We start from the raw sequence: 20499 nt of genomic DNA on the forward strand, positions 1-20499 counted from the left end.
GAAGGCGCAAACGGACCGATGAAGCGAAAACTCGTGCAAAAGATTTTATTTGATATTGATAATCGTTCTCACTTATCATGAATCCGGATGGATTATGTCGTCATCAGGGAAGGTAAGCCGTCATGAGCGAGACGAGAGACAGCGTCGCAGGCTGGCACCTCAAGAAATCCAGGCCTTACCGGTGTCTGGATTATTTCAATCCCCGCGCATCATTTGCCGGGCAGGCCAACACGCTTGTCACCCGCTTCCGGGCCGTACAGGCGCTTTGCGAGGCTGGTGACCGGACGATCGGTCTGACGCAGCTCCGGAACGAACTGGCGTTTCATCTCGTCAAGATGTCGCGCTGGTGGCAGTTCGAGTTCTGTCCCAATACGGTGCTGGGTGTCATGCCCTGCCTGTTCATTGCCTATGTTCAGGCTCATGTGGCGCGTGTCGTTGAGGACTGCTCCCTTTACGATCTCTTTACCCGCCAGAACTATCTTCATGCCAATGACAGCGGACATGTCATGCTGCTGGGCCATGAAACCGGCTGGAAAACCGGCAGACGGACTTTTTTCGGCGTGGATGGCAAAAAGGGGTTTCGCGTTGGTGTTCTGGGAGGAGACGGGCTGCTGCGCTGGACGGGAAAAGTCTTTCAGGATTTTCCCCATGCCTGGTTACAGGGACGTCTCATCAGGGCGCAGCAGGACCGTGATCCCGTTGTGACGGAAGAGACACTTCATGCCATGGAAGAACATGCCCGACTCAGACCGTGGATCCAGAAGTATTTTCACGGCTGGAGCGATGATGAAACCGTTCAGGATTATCGAGCGCTCCAGAAAGAACTTGAGGCCTGCAGAACGGTATTTGGCCGTGTCCAGTTTGAACCTCTGGAAAACAGCTTTGCATTCCGCATGACTGAAATTGCCTTCAGGAGACGCATGACGCTGGCCGATCTGGTGCATGAGATGGAGGGCACTGACCTGACGCACAGGGAGGCCAATGTCATCAAGCGTCAGGCCCGTGCCTATGTGGCGACTGCTCTTGACCGGATGCTGCGTGAAGAAAAAACGCTCATGCTGGACCGGGTCATTTCCTATCTGCCCCGGCGTTGCAGTCGGGGCGGACAATCGCCTGAAAATACGCCCTGACAGCGCAGGACCTGCATCTTGTGGTGGATGCAGGTCTTTTTTGCAGAGCCTGACAGCGTCAGAACTGTTGCTGGATGCCGGTCAGGATCGTGCGCCGCAGTCCATATTGTGGGGCGCCCACGCCGATGCCGCTGCCGTCACGGATCAGATACGTGCGGTCAAAGAGGTTGGTTACGTCCAGACGGACCTGTGTGCCTTTCAGGTAAGGGACATGGAACAGGTTTTGAAAGACTGAACGATCGCCAGATTGAAGGTGGCGTATTGCGGGACGGAATCTCCGTTCGGGACGAGGCCGTCAGCACGTAGGCCGCTTCCATAAACCATGGTGGCGGACAGCATCAGGGGGTGATCCGTCTTGTGGAAGATCGTGTAGCTGCCACCAGCGGACGCCGTCCAGCGCTGGTCATGGTCCAGATGGATCCAGTGCTGGCGGATATAGGAGAGATCATCCGGATCGAAGTTCCACTGGGCCGTCGTGATATCCTTGCCGATGGCACGGGACCAGGAAAAATTGCCGTACAGGGTGATGGGGCCACGGGTATAGTCGGTTGCAAATTCGTAACCGTTGACCTGACCGCGCCGATAGTTGAAGGCGGACAGGATGACAGGTGAGCCGAACTGGCCTTCATCAATCATGTTTTTGGCAAGTTTGACGTAGGCATCGAAGGATGCGTGCCAGCCAGGCAGAAGGGTCTGGGCGAAGCCGGCATCGAAGTAGTGATCCCGTTCGGCCTTGACCATGCTGTTCTGGAACGTCCCAGGGGCTGCCGATGTATTGGCGAATTTGTAGAACGATGTTCCACCGACGACTTCAAATGGCGGCGGGGTGAAGTAGCGGGAATAGCCGGCGTGGAGCGTCCCCCCCTTCCATGGGTGATAGACGATGTTCAGGCGTGGGCTGACCTGTTTGGCGTGTGTGTATTCATCCACGCCATCAAAGCGCAGGCCATAATTGATGGTCAGGTTCCGCAGAGGGCGCCATTCATCTTGGGCGTAGAGACCGTACATCCAGCCGGTGCGCCCGGAGCCGTCGTGAATGGTTTCGGGCGTGGCGGAATAGACGGGGTTGCCCTCGGCATCCGTTCCACTCTCCGGGAAGACGGTTGAATCCGACTTGGAGACATTACGCTCGACATAGATCTGGTATCCGAAGCGGACCGTATGATCCGGAGCGGCGCGCCATGTTCCATCGGTCTGGTTGCCGCTGGAAAAAACGGACCGTGCGGCGCGCTGGGCGATCCCGTTATAAACCAGGTCACCGACAGGGTCCGGGGAATAGCGCAGGGAACTGTAGCGGACGACGGCGGAGGTCTGGAGGCTGACCTTGCCCATTTCCTTCTGCAACGACAGGATGCCGAAGTCCGTGATTTCCTTCTGGTGTTCGTTCAGTGCACTGCTGTCCGTGCTTCCGTCCAAGGACTGGGCCAGACCGCTTCCGGCAAAGGATGGATTGGCGAACTGTCTCTGCTGCCCGGGATTGTTGGGAAGCTGATATTCCGCATTGGAAACGCCGGCCGTAAGGCTGATCCGCGTGTTTTCGTCCGCGGTGTAGCGGGCGTGTCCGAGGAAATGGTACTGATTAGTCAGATCATGCAATGCGTTGAATTTTGGTGTCGTATTCTCGATGCCGACGCGGTTGTGAACGAAATCTCCCGTTGCGAACCAGTCCCACTTTCCCTTGTGCCCGCCATACTGAAGGGAAGGAAAGAAGTAGTCGCGTGCGCCGCCGTAAATCGAGGCGGTACCCCCGGCATCCGAAAAACCGTTCTTGGTATTGATGTCGATGACGCCGGCCTGGAGAAAGCCGTATTCACTGGGAAGCGCTCCGGTTGTCAGGGCCATCGAATGCGCGAAGCGCGTCATGAGGCTCTGGCCGAAAACGCTCATGCCTTCCGGAAGCATGACGCCGTCCAGACGGAACTGGACTTCATTATGGTCGCCGCGGATATGGATCTGCCCGTAACTGTCCTGTGCAACACCGGGAGCCTGAAGGAGCACCTGATTGAGGGCGGCATTGTCGCCACCAGGAATGGTTTCGATATTCTTGCGGGAGAAGCTGTACCGTGTTGCGCCGGTGGAAGACTGAAGTTCGTCCCGCGCGTCTTCGAGATGGGCATTCACGCGGATATCGTCTTCACCCTGACGACTGGCTTCCGTTACGGTTGTTTTACGGTTCGATTTCTTCCGTTCGAAGTTGGAACGTGTTGAATCCGTATTGTCATCCGCTGTTGTTTTGTCAGCGGATGGCGAACCGGAGGCGGTCTGGGCCTGGAGGGAGCCAGACAGCGGAACAAGGGCAATCGTGCAGAGAAGAAAAAAACGCGTGGTGCCGTAAAAACGCATGTCGGTGCTCGGAATTGATAGAGAGAACTGAGTCTTTCTATCTGTAAATGTTATAACATAACAACCTGAAAACGTGTCTGCTCTCGATGTCTGGAAACTGCGTGGCAGGAAGGACACAGTCCGGTTATCTCCATGGACGTGGAATGTTATCGCGTGCGGGTGCTGGAGGAGAAGGAAAAGATGCAGATATCGGTGATCGGAGCAGGCGCGGTCGGATGCCATGTCGGTGGTCTGCTCGCGCTGGCGGGGCATGATGTCGTTCTGCTGGGACGCAGCGCCCATGTTGATGCGATCAACAGTCGCGGTCTGCTGCTGGAAGGACAGGGTTTTCGAAAAACCGTGCAGCTCCGTGCCGTGACGGAAGCTTCCCGGCTACCGCAGTCCGATCTCGTGCTGGTCTGTGTGAAATGCACCGATACGGCGGAGGCTGGCAGGATGATCCGTCCTGCCCTGAAAGCGGATACGGTGATTGTCAGTCTTCAGAATGGCATGGGGAACAGTGCCCTTCTCGAAGACATCACCGGTCGGCCTGTTATTCCCGCGATCGTTTATATCGCTGTGGAAATGACGGGGCCAGGGCATGTTCTGCATCGGGGTGGGAAAAGGCTGCTGATCGGCGCGTCTGACAGCAGTCCGGAGCTTGCGCGACGGTTGAGTGAGGTCGGGCTGCCAACCACCGTGACCGAAGACATCCAGGTGGCATTATGGAGCAAGCTGGTCATCAACTGCGCCTGCAATGCGCTTTCGGCTGTCGGTCCGATGTCTTACGGGCCGTTGCTGGAGATTGTGGATGTGCGGGAGGTCATGGCAGATATCGTGCGGGAATGTCTGTGCGTTGCGGCAGCCTGTGGGATTTCACTTCCTGCGGACATGCTGGAGAAGGTTCTGGAGATTGGCAGGATCATGCCGAAGCAGAAATCATCCATGGCGCAGGACATGATTCGCCGCAGGCCGACTGAAATCGACTTCCTGAACGGCTATGTCGTGCGGATGGGGAAAGCGCTGGACGTGCCTACGCCGGTCAATCAGACGCTTGTGAGCGTCCTGAAGATCCTTGAAACCCGGCATCAGGATGCTGGCTGATCCGGGGATTCAGAGAGAAACCCGGAGGGACAGGGAGGCAGAGCTGAAACGTCAGCCTACCCCCTGTTGCCAGTTCAGGGTGTGTTGTTCTGAGGAGAATCCATGGGGAGGGATGGCAGCGCGTTGCTGCCTCCCCGTCCCGGGACAGCGGGGGCCGGAGAGGCAAGGTTTTCAAACCTTTCCGGATGCTGGGATGTCGTAACGTCTCCTGCCGGTTTCGGGTGATGAAGACCGTCATACTGCAGGGGCTGGATGGATAGGGTCTGATCCATCGTCGGCAGGTTCCGGGTGGTCCAGCCGCCACCCAGGCTGCGGATCAGATCCACGTCGGCCCTGAAGAGCCGTGTGGCGACTTCGACCTGATGGATACGGCTCTCAAGTGTATTTTCCTGACTGACAATGGCTTCCAGATACGTTCCGACCCCGCCCTGATAGAGGGTCATAGTCATGTTCTGGGTTGCGAGATTGGCTTTGACGGCGGCTTCCAGCGCCTCGTTTTCCCGCGCAAGACGATTGGTCAGGGACAGGCCGTCTTCCACTTCCCGGAAAGCGGACAGGACCTTCATGCGATATTCGTCCCGTGTTTCGCGATAGGCGGACCAGCTTCTCTGAAGTTCCGCGCGGCGCAGACCTCCATCGAACAGCGGCATGTTCAGCGTGGCGCCGTAAGTCCAGAGGGAATTGGCCAGATTGGCGAGATCAAAGCCATTGGCCTGGAACCCGCCATCCAGTTTGAGGGCGATATGAGGATAGAATGCCGCGCGCGCGATGCCGATGTCACGGTTGGCCTGTGCCATTCTGCGTTCCGAGGCGGCAATATCAGGCCGTCTCTGAAGCAGGGCCGAGGGAACGCCGCTGGGAATTGACGGCGCGAAGAGGCTGAATGTCGGCATAGCAGGGATGTGGAAGCTGGAAGGCGATGAGTTTGTCAGGACGGCAATGGCGTGTTCCGTGACCTGCCGGGCGGCTTGGATGTCCAGTCTTGCGGCCTGCGTCGTGTAGAGCTGTGCCTGTGCGCGTGCCAGATCGAGACGTGGAGCGGCCTGGTTCTGCACCTGATTTTCCGTGATGCGAATGGCGCGCTGATAATAGTTGATGGACTGTTCATAAACGGCATCCTGCGCGTCATATCCACGGATCTGAATATAATCGCGTGCCAGTTCGGCCTGTGTGCTCAGGCGGGCCATGGCGAAATTGGCTGCCCGTTCCTGCGCGAACTGCTTCTGGGCCCGGACGCGGTTTCGGATGGACGACCAGAAGTCCGGCTCCCAGGAGGCCAGGCCGCCATAATCCTCATCCGTCTGGGTCAGGGTGGCACCGTTCCGGAAAAGACGGTCGGCCGACTGTTTGTTGTCGGAGGCTCCGGCGGCGAGGCTCGCATGTGGCAGCAGTTCGGACCGCGCCGCCACGACAAGCGCCCGCGCCTGTATGAAGCGTTCCGCCGCGGCCTGGATGTCTCCGTTGTCGGAGGTTGCGCGGCTTTCGAGATCGTTCAGCAGGGGATCATGAAACATGGTCCACCAGTCTTCCGGCAAAGCCGTATCAGCCGGCGTGGCAATCGCGAAAGGAGCCTGCCCCTGCCAGTTGCCGGGGATGACGAAGTTTGGTTGGTGATAGGCGGGGGCGAGATCGCAGGCGGAAAGCCCCAGAAGGGACAGCGCCGATCCGCAGGCGAGACCCATGCGCCGGAACGTGGTCATCAGCATCACTCACTCCCGTCGTCATCGGAGGAATCAGGGGTATCTTCCGACTGGAAACCGCTTTCGTTGTAGCCACGGGCGGGTGTGACGACGTGCACCGCGTCACCGTCCAGAAGATCCGCAGGCGGGTTGTTGATGATGCGGTCCGTTGGCTTGATGCCGCTCAGGACTTCCGTGGAGCTGTCCGCCATGCGTCCGACCTGGATCTTGACGTAATGGACATGGCTGCTCTGGTCCACGACCGCGACCTGCATGCCCTTTTCCTCGAAGACGAGGCTTCCGCTTGGAATTTCATACAGATTGGCGTCCGTGTTGCGGGCCGTCAGTCCGACAGATGCGAACGTGCCCGGCCAGAGAGTATGGCCCGGATTGTCTAGTACAAACTCGGCAATGGCCGTGCGGGTGTTGGGGTCATAGCCGTGCGATGTCGTGAGATAGGTGGCGTTGAAACTGTGTCCCTGGAACTGCGGAACGGTAACCTTCGCTGTCAGGCCGTCCTGGAGGATGTATGAGAAGACCTCCGGTACGGATACGAACAGACGCAGCTTGTCCGTGTCCGCCACGGTGAAGAGTTCCGATGCGGTTCCGGTTGCGTTCAGGCCACCGCCGCCACTGCTGACGTAGTCTCCGACGTTGAGGGAGCGGGAGGTGACGATGCCATCAAATGGCGCGACGATCTGTTTGAAACGCTCCAGCGCCTCGAAGTGATCGACATTGCGCTGTGCGGCCTGCACTTCGGCGTTGGCGGACTGCTCGTTTGCGTTTGCAACCGAGACGGACTGCCCGGAGACGGACTGTGAACGGCCCATGGCGCGCCAGCGGTTGGCGGTAACCGAAGCGAGATTGTACTTCGCCATGACCGAGGCGAGGCTCGCCTTTGCCTGTGCGTATTCCGCATCGAGGGCGGGAGCGTTGATCTCCGCCAGAACGTCGCCCTTGTGAACATGCGCGCCGTAATCGGCGTACCACATCTTCACGTAACCCGAGACCTGAGGATAGATCGGGGCCTGATACCAAGCGTCGATGTTTCCCGGCAGCGTCAGAGCCACCTTTGGCGCAACCCGGTGGGGGGAGACGACCGCCACGTCGGGGATGGCGGCGGCATCGGTCTCTGCCCGCAGTGCGCTGACCGCATGGACGTGTCCGGCGACGAGGAAGAGGACGTAGAGACCGAACGCGCTGGCCCCTGCGGCAAGGATGAATTTACGAGACGTGGAGGCCATCAGACTGTCTCCTTCTGGCGCGACGGACGGTTATGGAGGATGGCGTAGACACAGGGGACAAAGAGCAGGGTGGAGACGGTTGCCACGATGAGGCCTCCGATGACGGCCCGTCCGAGCGGGGCGTTGGTGGAATTGGAGATGGCCATCGGGATCATGCCGACCACCATGGCGAGGGCGGTCATGATGACGGGGCGGATACGTCCGTATCCCGCTTCCACGGCGGCTTTCAGGGCGTCGCCGTGTTCCTCGATGCGTTCACGGGCGAAGGAGACTACGAGGATGGAATTGGCCGTTGCCGTTCCCATGCACATGATCGCCCCTGTCAGGGCCGGGACGGAGAGGCGCGTTCCGGTCAGGAAGAGCGCCCAGGCAATGCCGGCCAGCGCGCCGGGAAGTGCCGTGATGATGATGAACGGGTCCAGCCAGGACTGAAAGTTCACCACGATCAGCAGGTAGATCAGCACTACGGAAACGGCGAGCCCGAAGACAAGCTGGTTATAGGCGCCGTGCATCGTCGTCGCCTGTCCACGTACATCCACGGCGGCGGAAGCGGGGACGGATGACGCTGTGTCCTTCAGGACCCGATGGACGCCGTCCAGCACGCCGCCAAGATCGGTTCCTTCCGCCGAGACGTAGATGTCGATGTCCGGCATGGAGTTGTAATGCGAGACTTCACCCGGCGTGCCGGTGGCTTTCACGGTGCTGATGGCGCCCAGAAGCTGGGTCTGGGTGCCGCTGGGGTCACCGTCTCCCTTGTCCACGGGAATGGTCAGCAGATCCGACAGGTGGGTCAGCTGGTCCTGCGAGACATAGACGTTCAGCGGGAACGTCACGTTGTTGCTGGGGTCCAGCCAGTATTGCGGATCGACGGTTGAGCTGCCGGACAGGGCCATGAGCTCGTTATTGGCGAGATCGGCTTCCGTCAGGCCGGTGGCCTGGCTGAAGGTCCGGTTGCCTCTCACCATGAGCGTCGGAGTGGTCATGCTCTGCTGGATGACGACGTCTGCTGCGCCGGGAATATGCCGCAGCCTGCTGATGATCGAACGGGCATAGGCATAATTCTGACGGATATCCGGGCCGGAGATCTGGACATCAATCGGCGACGGGGCGCCGAAGTTCAGGATCTTGGCTGTCAGATCCGCAGGCTGGAACGTGAAGACCGTTCCCGGGAAGCGGGCCGAGAGGTCCTTGCGCAGCAGGCGGCGATAATCCCAGACCGGCGTTTCCTCGTTTTTCAGCGTGATGGTGAGGTCGCAGTCCTGCGTGCCGATGGTTGGTGTCGGAATAAATGCCTGGTTATGCGGGCCTTCCGGCAGGCCGCAGTTGCTGATGATGTCCTCAACCTTGCCGGGGAAATCCTGATGGATGCGGTCGTCAACAAGGGCGGCAATGCGGCCTGCGACCTCGATGCGCGTTCCGATCGGGGTGCGCATGTGCATCTGCAGCATTCCGGATTTCGTTTCCGGGAAGAAATCGCGTCCGGCCGTGGCATAAAGCCCCAGCGAGAGGACGGACACGCCGAAGAAAACGCCGACGAAGACATTCCGCCGTTCCACGCAGCGCGCCAGAAAGGTTCCGTATCCTTCGCGGAAACGGGTGAAACGATGCTCGAAGCCCTGCTGGAAACGGCCGAGGATACCTTTCCGCGGACCGCCGGCGACCGTCTGGTCCATGTGAAAGGCTTCATGTTCTTCACCATGCAGGCCGCTGTGGACATGCCCGGCCATCAGGTACTTCGCCATGGTCGGAACCAGGGTCCGCGACAGGATGAAGGAGGCGATCATGGCGAACATGATGGCCATGGCCATTGGGCGGAACAGGAAGCCGGCCACGCCATCCAGTTCGAACAGGGGCAGCCAGACAATGCAGATGCAGGTGGTCGAAACGAAGGTGGCGATCACAATCTGGTTGGCCGCGTCGATGATGGCGGCTTCGAGGTCCTTGCCCATCTCCAGATGGGTGTCGATGTTCTCGATCATGACTGTGGCGTCATCAACGAGGATGCCCACGGCCAGCGCCAGACCACCCAGCGTCATGACATTGATGGACTGCCCGGCCCATCCGAGGCCGATGATCGAGCACAGGATGGCCAGTGGGATAGAGGTGGCGATAATGACGGTCGAACGCCACGACCCCAGGAACAGCAGGACGACAAGGCCGGTCAGCACGGCGGCCGTCACCATTTCACGGACCACGTCCTGGATGGAATCCTTCACGAACGTGGAGGCGTCCGTCAGAACCGATACCTTGACGTCCGGTGGCAGGATGCGCCGCAGGCGGGGGAGCAGGTTTTTCACGCCATTGACGACATCCAGCGTGGATGCTCCGCCACCTTTCATGACGACGATTTCCACGCCCTGGCGTCCCTTGACCAGCACGACGTTCGTCTGTGGGTGGCCGCCGCGATAGACGTCGGCAACGTCATGGATGTAGATGACCGCATTGCCCACGCGTTTGACCGGGATGTCCCCGATGGCTTTCATGCTGGTGGGGGTGGCGTTGGTCTGGACCATCCAGTCGGTCGCATCGATCTTCTGGTCGCCTGCAGGAAGGACGATGTTCTGGTCGCGCATGGCGGCCTGCACATCCATGGCGGACAGGTGATGCGCCCGGAGCTGCGCCTGGTTCAGGGCGACCATGACGAAGCTGTCCATGCCGCCATAGGGATGGGCGACCACGGAACCGGGGACCGTCACGAGCAGGGGACGGACCGAAATCACGCCCAGCTTGAACAGATCCGAAGGGGTCTGTTTATCAGAGGTGATCTGAAGGGAAATGACGGGAACGGACGAGGCTTCCAGCCGCATCACCATCGGAGCGGGAATGTGGGTGGGAAGCTGCTGGATGACAGTCTGGGAAATGGCCACGACATCTGCTTCCGCCGGGCCGATATCGGTTCCGGGCTGGAAGTAGATGTTGACGATGCCGCGACCGTAATAGGAGTTGGACTCCATGTGCTCGATCCCTTCGACGGTCGAGGTCACATTGAGTTCGTAATTGTAGATGATGCGTCCCGCGAACTGCTCTGGAAGCATTCCGCCATAGGTCCAGACGACCGAAACGACAGGAATGTTGATGTTCGGGAAGACGTCTGTCGGCGTCTTGAAAATGGACATGACGCCCAGCATCACGATCATGATCGACAGGACGACGAAGGTAAGGGGTCGCCTCAGCGCAGTGATGACTATGGCATTCATCAGGTTGGGTTCCCGAAGGGTTTCCGAAGAAATGAAAGGAACCGGACGATATAATCTGAATTATTTTCGGTCTTTTAAATCATGATTCATTTCATAATATTTATAAAGCCAGCATTAATTTTAATATAAGTAAAATTATACAAATATAAATTTATTATTACTTATCTATCCCATGCGCGCTGGTGTGGCGTCCGCAAATCACCCTGACAGACAATTTTCCTATCTGGGTATCGGGCGGTAGCCGGTGCTTTCGGACCCAGATTCCGGTGGTTTTCCTGCACGATTTGTGGGGTAGGGCAGCGAGCGAACCGCTGCAGGAGGATATTCCTGAGTGATCAGTTTCAAAATTCTGTAACGGAAAGCCTGTTCAGCCGTTCAGGACAGGAACGGGCAGTTTTGGACTGCTGATGTCTTGTTGAAACGGACCAGAGGAGGCGGCATGCCCGAAAACAGAGCTCGGACCCATGAACGGCAGGATGATTTTTCGCTGGATGGTCTGAGTTTTCTGCTGGCGGACGTTCAGGATAATCTTGGCGCCTTCCTGACAGCTTTTCTGGCAAGTGGCGGATGGTCATCCAGCAATATCGGGCTTGCCGTGGCTTCGGGCGGAGCGGGGGCTGTCCTGTCCCGGCTTGTTGGCGGGTTTGTTCTCGATGTTTTCTCCGCGAGGCGTCTCCTGCTGGGCGGGTGCTGCGTGGTGACGCTTCTGGCCGTCATGACAATCGCATGGGTGCCGGTCTTCTGGCCGATCGTGCTGGCGCATTTCGTGGCAGGCGGGGCAGGGGCACTGTTTTCTCCCATTATCGCGGCTATCAGCCATCATACGGCGGGTGCGGACGGATATGTCGCCCGTATGGGCCGCAATGAATCCTTCAACCATCTCGGAAATGCCTCGGTCGGCTGCTCCATGAGCGTCCTTGGCAAAAGTCTTGGCCCGCTGGCTCCCCTGTGGGGCATTGGAGGGCTGGCCGGTATCAGCATGCTGCTGGTTTTTCTGCTGACGCCCAAGGCGGATGAACCCGAGCAGGAGGGGAAATCTTCTGCGCCGCAGGAAAAGATGGGGAAAACCATTCTCAGACTGTTGGCCGATCAGAGGCTGATTGTCTTTTTCCTCTGCTATCTTTTGTTTAATCTGTCGAATGGTGCCACGGTCCCTCTGATGATAGAGCGCCATGCCTTCTTCCACTTTGGAGATCCGTCTTCTCTGACGGCACTCTGTATCGTGGTGGCGCAGGTCACGATGGCGCCTGTTGCATATGTTGTTGGACGCTATGCAGGGCAGTGGCCCCGCAAGCCGCTGTTTTTTCTGGCCCTTGGCGTCCAGCCCCTCCGGGATGCTCTCATCGTGATCAGTGCGGACTGGCCGGTGCTGGTCATGGCGCAGATTCTCGACGGTCTGTCGTCCGGTATCATTCTCGTGCTGTTTTACGCCATTCTTGCCGATCTTGCGGCCAATAGCGGCCGGCGGAACCTCCTGATCGGGCTGGGCCTCGGGCTGGGAACGATTGGGGCGCTCCTGTCGAATGTCGTCAGCGGTATGCTGACCTCTTCATACGGTTTCAACACGGCGTTCGTGGCTCTGGCGGTCACCGGGATTGCCGTTGCCCTGCTGTTCCTTTTCGCCATGCCGGAGACGCATCGTTCCCAGGCAGCCTGAAAAACCTGCCTGCTTCGATGCTGATGGTTTGATGGCAGTCAGATCGGGCAGGGTCATGACGGTAGCGGAGCCGTCAGGGGATTTGGTAGGGAGAGGGAATGTCCCTGAATGTCCTTCCGGGTTTCTCTCTGCATGAGGAAGACCTGAAAATCACCTATATCCTTGCGTCTGGTCCCGGTGGCCAGAATGTCAACAAGGTTGCGACCGCAGCACAACTGCGGTTTGACAGTGCGGCCTGTACCCAGCTGCCTGACCGGGTCCGGACCCGGCTTCTTGAGCTTGCGGGCAGCAGGGCGACACGAAATGGCGAGATCGTCATGACGGGGCGCCGTTTCAGGACACGGCAGCGGAACCGGGAGGATGTGATCGAACGCCTCGTGGCGCTGATCCGGCAGGCTGCACACCGGCCTGCTTTCCGGGTGGCAACGCGTCCGGGGAAAAATGCCCGGCAGCGCCGACTGGACGGAAAGGCCCATCGCGCAGGTGTCAAACGCAACCGGAAGGTCAGACTGGACGATTAAACCGGGGAGAACGAAGGAGAAAAGATCATGAGCCGACAGCCAGATGCCCTGTCATGCGGACATGGACCCAAAATACTCGATGTTTTTCTGGAACCGACCTGTCCATTTTCCGTAAAGGCATTCCGCAAACTGCCCGTGCTTCTTGAAGCCGCCGGGGAAGACAGGCTGACAGTCAGGATAAGGCTGCAATCGCAACCCTGGCATCTGTTCTCGGGGATACTGGTCCGATGCATTCTTGCAGCGTCCATGCTGGATGGAGGGCGGCAGACAGCCCGGACCGTCATGGCGGCCATTGCGGATCACCGCGAGGAATTCGAGTTCACGGATCACTGCGAAGGGCCCAACATGCAGGCCACGCCGGCCGAGATCATCAGACGGCTGGAAGATTACAGCGGTGTCCAGCTTGCGGAAGCATTCACCTTTCCGGAAGCCACCCAGGCCATGAAATGGCAGGCGCGCTACAGTCGGCAGAACGGCATCCACGTTTCCCCCACGTTCATGGTGGATGGTCTGATTGATCCCGCCCTGAGTAGCGGAGACAGCGTCGAGCAATGGAAAGCCCACCTGTTCCCGGCGTGAATGACGGAAACAGGTGTCATCTGATCCGGCTCACGACAGAGGGCGTGAGCCGGAGCGGCCTGCATCAGGGCTGGGCGTTTTCAGTTAGTCCACGATGGGCAAGCATGGGGCCGATTTCCGGGTCTTTTCCGTAGAAAGCCCGGAACATGGCGCCATAATCCATGGTGTGCCCGCGGGAGAGGATCATGTCACGGAAGCGCTGGCCGTTCTGGCGGGTCAGACCACCATGGCTCTGGAACCAGGCGAAAACATCCTGATCCAGCATTTCGGTCCAGAGATAGGCGTAATATCCGGCCGAATAGCCATTGGACCAGATATGCAGGAAGTAGCTGGACCGATAACGGGGCGGGACATGGGCAACGTCCAGTCCGGTCGCTTTCAGCGCGGCTGTCTCGAAGCTGTCAACGTCCTGACGGGGAGCATCTGCGGGCAGGTCATGCCACTTCATATCCAGCTGTGCTGCAGCCACGATTTCGCCGAGGGCATATCCCTGGTTGAAATGAGCGGCCTTGTGGATTTTGGCCACAAGTTTCTGAGGCATCGGAGCGCCGGTTTTGTAATGGCGGGCGTAGTGGGCCAGGACTTTTGGATCAAGGGCCCAGTTCTCATTGAACTGGGATGGAAATTCCACAAAGTCCCGGGCTACGCTGGTGCCTGACAGGGTGGGATAGGTCTGGCTGGCAAAAAGGCCATGCAGGGCGTGACCGAATTCATGGAACATCGTCGTCACGTCTTCGGACGTGATGAGCTGTGGCTGTCCGGGCGCTGCCTTCGTGAAGTTCGCGACATTGTAGATGACGGGTTTTGTCCCGAGGAGGGTGGACTGTCCAACGAAGTTGGACATCCATGCGCCGCCGGACTTGTTGTCGCGCTTGAAGTAATCGAAATACAGCAGACCAAGCGGAGAGCCGTCCTTGTCCGAGGCTTCATAGACCATGACGTCCGGATTATAGGTCGGGATGTCGGTGCGACGTTTGAAGCTCAGTCCGTACAGTTCATGGGCGGCGTAGAAGACGCCGTCTTCCAGGACTGTTCTCAGTTCGAAATACGGTTTGATCTCTTCCTGGTTCAGGGCGTATTTTTCGCGACGGACCTGTTCCGCATAACGGTTCCAGTCCCAGGGTTGCAGGCTGAAACTCTGTCCGTCCCTGTGAATGGCGTCCTGAAGGACCTGAACTTCCCGTTTCTGCTCGGCCGCGGTGGCGGGAACGAGCTGCTGCATGAAATTCTCGACGGCCTGAGGCGTCTTGGCCATCTGGTCGTACAGGGTATAGGCCGCGTAGTTCGGGTAATGGAAGATCGCGGCTTTTTTGGCGCGAAGCTGCGCCAGTTCGGCGATGGTGGCCCGTGTGTCGTTGTCATCGCCGCGCTCGGCCCGGTTCCAGCTGTGATCGAACAGGGTCTGCCGGGTCTCGCGATCGGTCAGGGACGACAGAACCGGTTGCTGCGTCGTGTTCTGGAGGGGGAGAACCCATTTTCCGGCGAGGTGCCGGCTTTCGGCCTCTTTCTGGGCCGATGCGACTGTTCCATCATCCAGACCGGCAAGGGCGGATTTCTGGTCGACGACGAGGGCGCCCTTTTTCGCGCTGGCGATCAGCTTCTGCTCATAAGTGGTTTCCAGAGTGGAAATCCGCTTGTTGAGCGCCTTGAGTTCGGTCTTTTCGGCGGGAGAAAGCTGGGCGCCGGCATGGACAAACTGCTGGTAATAAACGTCGAGAAGCTGGGCCTGTTCCGGCGTCAGGGAGAGGCTGGACCGCCTGTCATAAAGGGTCTTGATCCGGGCAAAGAGCCTGGAGTTGAGATAGATCTCGTCCTCATGGGCTGTCAGACGCGGGGATTCACGAGTCTGGGTCTGATCCATGGTGGGATTGGAGTTCGCCTGATAGACACCGTAAAATGTTTCCTGAACGCGATCGAGCAGACGGCCCGAACGTTCCATGGCGCCAATGGTATTGTCAAAATCGGGACGGGCGGGGTTGTTAGCAATCGCCTGGATTTCCCGCAGGTGGTCGGCCATTCCCTTGTCAAAAGCCGGCGCATAGTCAGCGTCCGTGATCAGATCGAAACGGGGGGCCTGATAGGGGAGCGTACTGGCGCTGAAGAAAGGATTGACCCGTGCGGCATCCGCTGTTCCGCCCAGAACAGTCAGCGCGAATATCGTAATGGTCGTCGCAGTCCTGCGATTGAAGCGCATATGGAAATCCAGTTTTGAAATTGAAATTCGTAACGTATTCGGTCCGGATGCGGCGGTCAAACGGATTGAATGCGACGGTTCTGCCCCGCTGGAGTGGGGTTTCGTTCTCTCCGTTCGGCGGTGGATCGGGAGCCCGGAGGGGGATTTTCCGGGCTCCTGCAAGAGAGGTGCAGACCTATTTCAGCGGTTTGCCGTGAGTGTTACTTTTCGTGCCCGGACCTGGAGGCCGCAGTGAAAACGAGGCCAGCCAGGGTAGCGAGAGCCATCTGCAGGAAGCCATCCCGGATGGCGTCCTTCCGGTCACCTGCCTGAAGCGCCCGGCGGCTGTGAACGCCCGCGAAACCATGCGCCGTGATCAGGGCCACGCCGAGCCACGGACGGCATGTTTTCTTCCATCCGTCCCGGCGCATCCTCAGGAAACCGGAAATCCCCAGAAGGCCGGTGATGCTCATGGCCGCAAGGTGGACGTCACGTTCCTTGACATTCATTCCGCTCTGCCGGTCACGCCAGATCATGGTTGTCCAGAGGGTCGTGAGCGCAATAGCGGTGTAGCGTAATCCTTTGAGGGTACATTTTGAGGAAAGACCCATGATGTGCTGCTCCTTGATGATCGGGCCGCCATGCAGGCCTGCTGAATGCAGCCGCGATGTCTGGCTCCGGGGCACTGGGCATCATGCTAGAGGCACTTCCGCGTGTCATCCATGATGCATGTCATCGCCGGGGCAGATACACTCATGGAATGTGCTTCGCCGGCGACAGAAGCAGCGAGAAAAACCGTCCGGGTGCCAATGTGCCTTGGGAAGGGCAGAAATATGCGTTAAACGCCCTGTCCGTCTGCACCGGTACGGGCAGGCTGATTTGATTAAGATTCGGCAGGAATAGGAACTTTTTTCTTGAGCCCCGCAGACATCTCGACAAAATCGTCCTCCTTCCAGAGACTGGACAACATGCTGCCGGAGGCCGTGTCCTCGGCGTGCGACTGGCTGATTGATCAGCAGAAGCCTGACGGGCACTGGGTCGGGCCGGTTGAATCCAATGCCTGCATGGAAGCGCAGTGGTGTCTGGCGCTGTGGTTTCTCGGACAGGAGGACCATCCGCTTCGGCCGCGCCTGGCGCAGGCCCTGCTGGAGATGCAGCGGGAAGACGGTTCCTGGGGAATTTATGTCGGGGCGGATCACGGGGACATCAACACGACGGTCGAGGCGTATGCCGCGCTGCGCTCAATGGGCTATGCCGCTGACATGCCGATTATGGCGAAGTCCGCGGCGTGGATCCAGCAGAAAGGCGGCCTGCGGAATGTCCGTGTCTTCACGCGGTACTGGCTGGCGCTGATCGGGGAGTGGCCGTGGGACAAGACACCGAACCTGCCGCCCGAGATCATCTGGCTGCCCGACAATTTTATTTTCTCGATCTATAATTTCGCACAATGGGCGCGGGCGACCATGATGCCGCTGACCATCCTGTCAGCCCGTCGGCCCAGCCGCCCCCTGCTTCCGGAAAACCGTCTGGACGGCCTGTTCCCCGAAGGGCGGGAGAATTTCGATTACGAACTGCCCGTAAAGGGCGAGGAAGATCTGTGGGGCAGGTTCTTCCGTGCGGCGGACAAGGGGCTGCATTCCCTTCAGTCCTTTCCTGTCCGGCGTTTTGTCCCGCGGGAAGCCGCCATCCGCCACGTAATTGAATGGATCATCCGCCATCAGGACGCCGATGGCGGCTGGGGCGGGATTCAGCCGCCTTGGATCTATGGCCTCATGGCCCTGTCCGTGGAGGGATATCCGCTGCATCATCCGGTCCTGGCGAAGGCGATGGATGCGCTCAATGATCCGGGCTGGCGCCGGGACAAGGGGGATGCAAGCTGGATCCAGGCAACGAACAGCCCGGTCTGGGATACGATGCTGGCCGTTCTGGCGCTGCATGATGCCGGGGCGGAAGACCGGTATTCGCCCCAGATGGACAAGGCGATCGGCTGGCTTCTAGACCGGCAGGTGCGGGTCAAGGGGGACTGGTCCATCAAGCTGCCCGACACGGAGCCTGGGGGATGGGCCTTCGAATACGCCAACGACAAGTATCCCGATACGGACGATACAGCGGTTGCGCTGATTGCCTTGGCAGGATGCCGTCATCGGCCGGAATGGCGCGAGCGCGACATTGAAGGCGCGATTTCGCGCGGGGTAAACTGGCTGCTGGCCATGCAGAGTTCCAGCGGCGGCTGGGGCGCTTTCGACAAGGACAACAACCGGAGCATCCTGACGAAAATTCCGTTCTGCGACTTCGGGGAGGCACTTGATCCGCCCTCCGTGGACGTGACGGCCCATGTGCTGGAGGCGTTCGGCCTGCTTGGCATCTCCCGCAATCATCCGTCCGTTCAGAAGGCGCTGGCCTATATCCGCAGCGAACAGGAACGGAATGGTGCCTGGTTCGGGCGGTGGGGCGTGAATTACGTTTATGGGACGGGTGCGGTTCTGCCGGCGCTGGCCGCCATTGGCGAGGACATGACGCAGCCCTACATCGTCCGGGCCTGTGATTGGCTGATGTCCGTCCAGCAGGAGAACGGGGGCTGGGGCGAGAGCTGTGCGTCCTATATGGATATCAATGCGGTCGGGCACGGGGTGGCGACGGCCTCCCAGACGGCATGGGCGCTCATCGGGCTTCTGGCGGCGAAACGGCCTAAGGACAGGGAGGCCATCGCCCGTGGCTGTCAGTTTCTGATCGAGCGGCAGGAAGACGGAAGCTGGACGGAAGAGGAATATACCGGGACCGGGTTCCCTGGTTATGGCGTGGGGCAGGCCATCAAGCTGGATGATCCGTCCCTGCCTGACCGCCTGCTTCAGGGAGCGGAACTCTCACGGGCCTTCATGCTGCGTTATGACCTGTACCGGCAGTATTTCCCGGTCATGGCGCTCAGCCGGGCGCGGCGCATGATGAAAGAGGATGCTTCGGCCGCTGCCTGAGGCGCGGTTCCAGAGAACCATGGTTCTGTATCCGTCCGGTTTGGCACACTGCTCTGTGAGCAGGTGTCAGGCTGGGTGGAATCAGGGCCACTGCTTTCCGATCCGGGCGTTCACGAAGCTGGGTATCTGACGGGTGGGTCAGCCCTGCTGTCGGACTGTAATGTGACTTCGGCCAATGTCGCGGACCGAAAAGGTTCGTCCGATTTGTTGTTCCGGACCTGAGATGGTGTTCAGCCTTTCTGCGGTCAGCGGAAGGGGCCCCGGAAGCCACGGGGTTTCCGGGGCCGTATCTCTGAACTGTCTGATGATCCCGTATGGATAACGGAGGCCCGTTTCACGATAGTGGCTTCGGATCGGTCAGCGTGAATGGGCCGGAGCGGACCGGCTCAGGCATGGGGCGGTCTGGTGTCACTGGCTGTTGCAGGGTACCATCCGCCGCCGAGGGCGCGGTAGAGATGGGCCATGGAGACTGAAACGCCTGCGCTGGCTTCGGAGAGGGCGCTCCGGCTGGAGAGAAGGGCGTTCTGGGTGGTCAGGACGTTCAGGAAGTCTCCTGCGCCCTGTGCATATTGCAACTGGGCGATATGAACGGCGGTGTCGTCCTCGGTCACGGTTTCCGCCAAGCTGGCACGGCGGTCCTGTGCGGCGCTGAGATCCGCCATGGCGTTGTCGATTTCCTCCCAGGCATGGAGGATCGTGCGCTGGAGGGTGATGGCGGCTTCCTTCTGCTGGGCGCGGCGGAGGTGAAGCTGGCCTGTCAAACGGCCGCCCTCGAACAGGGGAAGGGTCATGGTCGGGCCGAAGCCGTACTGGCGGGAGGCCCATGAACCCAGTCCGCTGAACTGGAGGGCCTGGATGTCCAGGCTTCCGGACAGGGTAACGCGGGGGAAGAAATCCGCAATGGCCACGCCGATGCTGGCTGTTGCGGCGTGAAGCCGATCTTCGGCGGCGCGGATGTCGGGGCGCCGTTCCGCGAGTTGGGATGGTAGGCCGACGGGGATGCTGACCGGGACGGGCGGAATGTCCCGCGTGGTTCCCAGGCGGGAGGTCAGGGCTCCAGGCTCGCGGGCGATCATGAAGCTCAGGGCATTGATCAGATGGACCTGCTGGCTTTTCAGAACGGGAAGGCGGGCCTCGAAGTTATGGAGTTGTCCCCGTGAATAGGCGACATCGAGTTTTGTGGCCGTACCCTGCGTGAAGCGCATGACGGTCAAGTCAACGCTGTGGCGGGCGATGTCGATGCTTTGCAGGATGATGGCCATCTGGGCCTGAACGTTGCGCAGGCTGATGTAATCCTGTGCGGTTTCCGCCATGAGGGAGACCAGCACATTACGACGCAGTTCCTCCGTCTCATGCATGGCTGCAGTAGCGGCTTCCACCTGCCGACGGACATGTCCCCAGAAATCCACTTCCCATGACGCGCTGATGCCGTATTGCGGCAGGTTGAAGGACGGGTTTCCCTTTGCGCCATCCGCAGCGGCAGGGCCAAAGCCCTGTTCACCACTGGCGATTTCTCCCGGTCCGGCCTGTTCGGTCGTGCCCAGGAGGCCGAGGATACCATTCGTACTGGCCCGTTCACGGGCGTAGGATGCGGCGGCCTCGGAATGCGGCATCTGGGCTGCAGCGGCGATGCGGCGTTCGGCGCGGCTTTCATCGAAATGCAGGGCCGCGGTTCGGAGATCGAGATTGGTGCGAGCGACGTCCGCTTCCAGTTCCGTCAGGATGGGGTCGTTGTAGAGTTTCCACCACTGCGGATCGATGGCCAGTGTCTCTTCCGGGTGGCTTTGAGCGGGGGGAAGGCTCTCGTGCCAGTGTGCTGCGGTCTGGAGATCCGGCCGGTGATAGTCCGGGCCGACATTGCAGGCGTTCAGGACCAGCAGGCTCAGCAGCGGCAGGGTTTTTAGGGGGGAACGCATGGCTG

The 20499-nt window shown here is 59.5% G+C and carries 13 protein-coding genes; 6 read left to right on the forward strand and 7 right to left on the reverse strand.

From position 1 onward, the window contains the following. Nucleotides 1–122 precede the first annotated feature (122 nt). The gene (locus GMO_RS04600; protein WP_008851134.1) at nucleotides 123–1130 is read left to right on the forward strand and encodes a hypothetical protein; all 1008 of its coding nucleotides are present in this window, start codon (nucleotides 123–125) and stop codon (nucleotides 1128–1130) included. A 198-nt stretch (nucleotides 1131–1328) separates the two neighbouring features. Here the strand turns inward: GMO_RS04600 and GMO_RS04605 are convergent, their stop codons facing one another. Continuing rightward, nucleotides 1329–3473: a TonB-dependent receptor gene (locus GMO_RS04605; protein WP_008851136.1), complete on the reverse strand. Its 2145-nt coding sequence runs from the start codon at nucleotides 3471–3473 to the stop codon at nucleotides 1329–1331. A 132-nt stretch (nucleotides 3474–3605) separates the two neighbouring features. Here GMO_RS04605 and GMO_RS04610 point away from each other — a divergent pair, with 132 nt between their 5' ends. Continuing rightward, nucleotides 3606–4556 (forward strand): ketopantoate reductase family protein, encoded by a 951-nt coding sequence (locus GMO_RS04610; protein ID WP_008851137.1) that lies wholly within the window; start codon nucleotides 3606–3608, stop codon nucleotides 4554–4556. A 74-nt stretch (nucleotides 4557–4630) separates the two neighbouring features. Here GMO_RS04610 and GMO_RS04615 read toward each other — a convergent pair whose 3' ends face one another. The 3 genes from GMO_RS04615 to GMO_RS04625 are packed head-to-tail and all read right to left on the reverse strand — an operon-like array spanning nucleotide 4631 to nucleotide 10676. Continuing rightward, complete coding sequence (locus tag GMO_RS04615) at nucleotides 4631–6262, reverse strand: efflux transporter outer membrane subunit (protein ID WP_008851138.1); 1632 nt, start codon at nucleotides 6260–6262, stop codon at nucleotides 4631–4633. Further along, on the reverse strand, nucleotides 6262–7479 hold the full coding sequence (locus tag GMO_RS04620) for an efflux RND transporter periplasmic adaptor subunit (RefSeq protein ID WP_008851139.1): 1218 nt from the start codon (nucleotides 7477–7479) through the stop codon (nucleotides 6262–6264). Before GMO_RS04620 ends, GMO_RS04615 begins: the two co-directional genes overlap by 1 nt. Beyond that, a complete protein-coding gene (locus GMO_RS04625; protein ID WP_040507479.1) occupies nucleotides 7479–10676 on the reverse strand; it encodes an efflux RND transporter permease subunit in 3198 nt (1065 codons plus the stop codon). Before GMO_RS04625 ends, GMO_RS04620 begins: the two co-directional genes overlap by 1 nt. A gap of 439 nt (nucleotides 10677–11115) precedes the next feature. Here GMO_RS04625 and GMO_RS04630 point away from each other — a divergent pair, with 439 nt between their 5' ends. The 3 genes from GMO_RS04630 (at nucleotide 11116) to GMO_RS04640 (ending at nucleotide 13433) form a co-directional block, all read left to right on the forward strand. Next, nucleotides 11116–12333, forward strand: a complete 1218-nt coding sequence (locus GMO_RS04630) for an MFS transporter (RefSeq protein WP_008851141.1) — start codon at nucleotides 11116–11118, stop codon at nucleotides 12331–12333. A gap of 98 nt (nucleotides 12334–12431) precedes the next feature. Further along, entirely contained in the window at nucleotides 12432–12854 is a 423-nt protein-coding gene (gene arfB, locus GMO_RS04635) for an alternative ribosome rescue aminoacyl-tRNA hydrolase ArfB (RefSeq protein ID WP_008851142.1), read from the forward strand. 27 nt (nucleotides 12855–12881) lie between these two features. Continuing rightward, nucleotides 12882–13433 carry a DsbA family protein gene (locus GMO_RS04640; protein ID WP_040507481.1) on the forward strand — a complete coding sequence of 184 codons (552 nt, stop codon included), beginning with the start codon at nucleotides 12882–12884 and terminating at the stop codon, nucleotides 13431–13433. A gap of 64 nt (nucleotides 13434–13497) precedes the next feature. Here the strand turns inward: GMO_RS04640 and GMO_RS04645 are convergent, their stop codons facing one another. Further along, entirely contained in the window at nucleotides 13498–15627 is a 2130-nt protein-coding gene (locus tag GMO_RS04645; protein ID WP_040507483.1) for a M3 family metallopeptidase, read from the reverse strand. 200 nt (nucleotides 15628–15827) lie between these two features. Beyond that, a complete protein-coding gene (locus GMO_RS04650) occupies nucleotides 15828–16217 on the reverse strand; it encodes a hypothetical protein (protein ID WP_040507965.1) in 390 nt (129 codons plus the stop codon). Nucleotides 16218–16574: 357 nt separating this feature from the next. On the opposite strand from GMO_RS04650, the gene shc reads away from it, so the two are divergent. Further along, nucleotides 16575–18578 carry a squalene--hopene cyclase gene (shc, locus tag GMO_RS04655; RefSeq protein ID WP_040507485.1) on the forward strand — a complete coding sequence of 668 codons (2004 nt, stop codon included), beginning with the start codon at nucleotides 16575–16577 and terminating at the stop codon, nucleotides 18576–18578. 386 nt (nucleotides 18579–18964) lie between these two features. On the opposite strand, the gene GMO_RS04660 is transcribed toward shc, so the two are convergent. Further along, on the reverse strand, nucleotides 18965–20494 hold the full coding sequence (locus tag GMO_RS04660; protein WP_008851150.1) for an efflux transporter outer membrane subunit: 1530 nt from the start codon (nucleotides 20492–20494) through the stop codon (nucleotides 18965–18967). Between the last annotated feature and the right edge of the window lie 5 nt (nucleotides 20495–20499).

The organism is Gluconobacter morbifer G707 (assembly GCF_000234355.1).
GTDB classification, from domain to species: domain Bacteria; phylum Pseudomonadota; class Alphaproteobacteria; order Acetobacterales; family Acetobacteraceae; genus Gluconobacter; species Gluconobacter morbifer.

Bases quoted from the DNA above. Each gene is read 5' to 3' on its own strand.
- GMO_RS04600 (WP_008851134.1), top strand. From the start codon at position 123: ATGAGCGAGACGAGAGACAGCGTCGCAGGCTGGCACCTCAAGAAATCC.
- GMO_RS04605 (WP_008851136.1), bottom strand. From the start codon at position 3,473: ATGCGTTTTTACGGCACCACGCGTTTTTTTCTTCTCTGCACGATTGCC.
- GMO_RS04610 (WP_008851137.1), top strand. From the start codon at position 3,606: ATGGACGTGGAATGTTATCGCGTGCGGGTGCTGGAGGAGAAGGAAAAG.
- GMO_RS04615 (WP_008851138.1), bottom strand. From the start codon at position 6,262: ATGCTGATGACCACGTTCCGGCGCATGGGTCTCGCCTGCGGATCGGCG.
- GMO_RS04620 (WP_008851139.1), bottom strand. From the start codon at position 7,479: ATGGCCTCCACGTCTCGTAAATTCATCCTTGCCGCAGGGGCCAGCGCG.
- GMO_RS04625 (WP_040507479.1), bottom strand. From the start codon at position 10,676: ATGAATGCCATAGTCATCACTGCGCTGAGGCGACCCCTTACCTTCGTC.
- GMO_RS04630 (WP_008851141.1), top strand. From the start codon at position 11,116: ATGCCCGAAAACAGAGCTCGGACCCATGAACGGCAGGATGATTTTTCG.
- arfB (WP_008851142.1), top strand. From the start codon at position 12,432: ATGTCCCTGAATGTCCTTCCGGGTTTCTCTCTGCATGAGGAAGACCTG.
- GMO_RS04640 (WP_040507481.1), top strand. From the start codon at position 12,882: ATGAGCCGACAGCCAGATGCCCTGTCATGCGGACATGGACCCAAAATA.
- GMO_RS04645 (WP_040507483.1), bottom strand. From the start codon at position 15,627: ATGCGCTTCAATCGCAGGACTGCGACGACCATTACGATATTCGCGCTG.
- GMO_RS04650 (WP_040507965.1), bottom strand. From the start codon at position 16,217: ATGGGTCTTTCCTCAAAATGTACCCTCAAAGGATTACGCTACACCGCT.
- shc (WP_040507485.1), top strand. From the start codon at position 16,575: ATGCTGCCGGAGGCCGTGTCCTCGGCGTGCGACTGGCTGATTGATCAG.
- GMO_RS04660 (WP_008851150.1), bottom strand. From the start codon at position 20,494: ATGCGTTCCCCCCTAAAAACCCTGCCGCTGCTGAGCCTGCTGGTCCTG.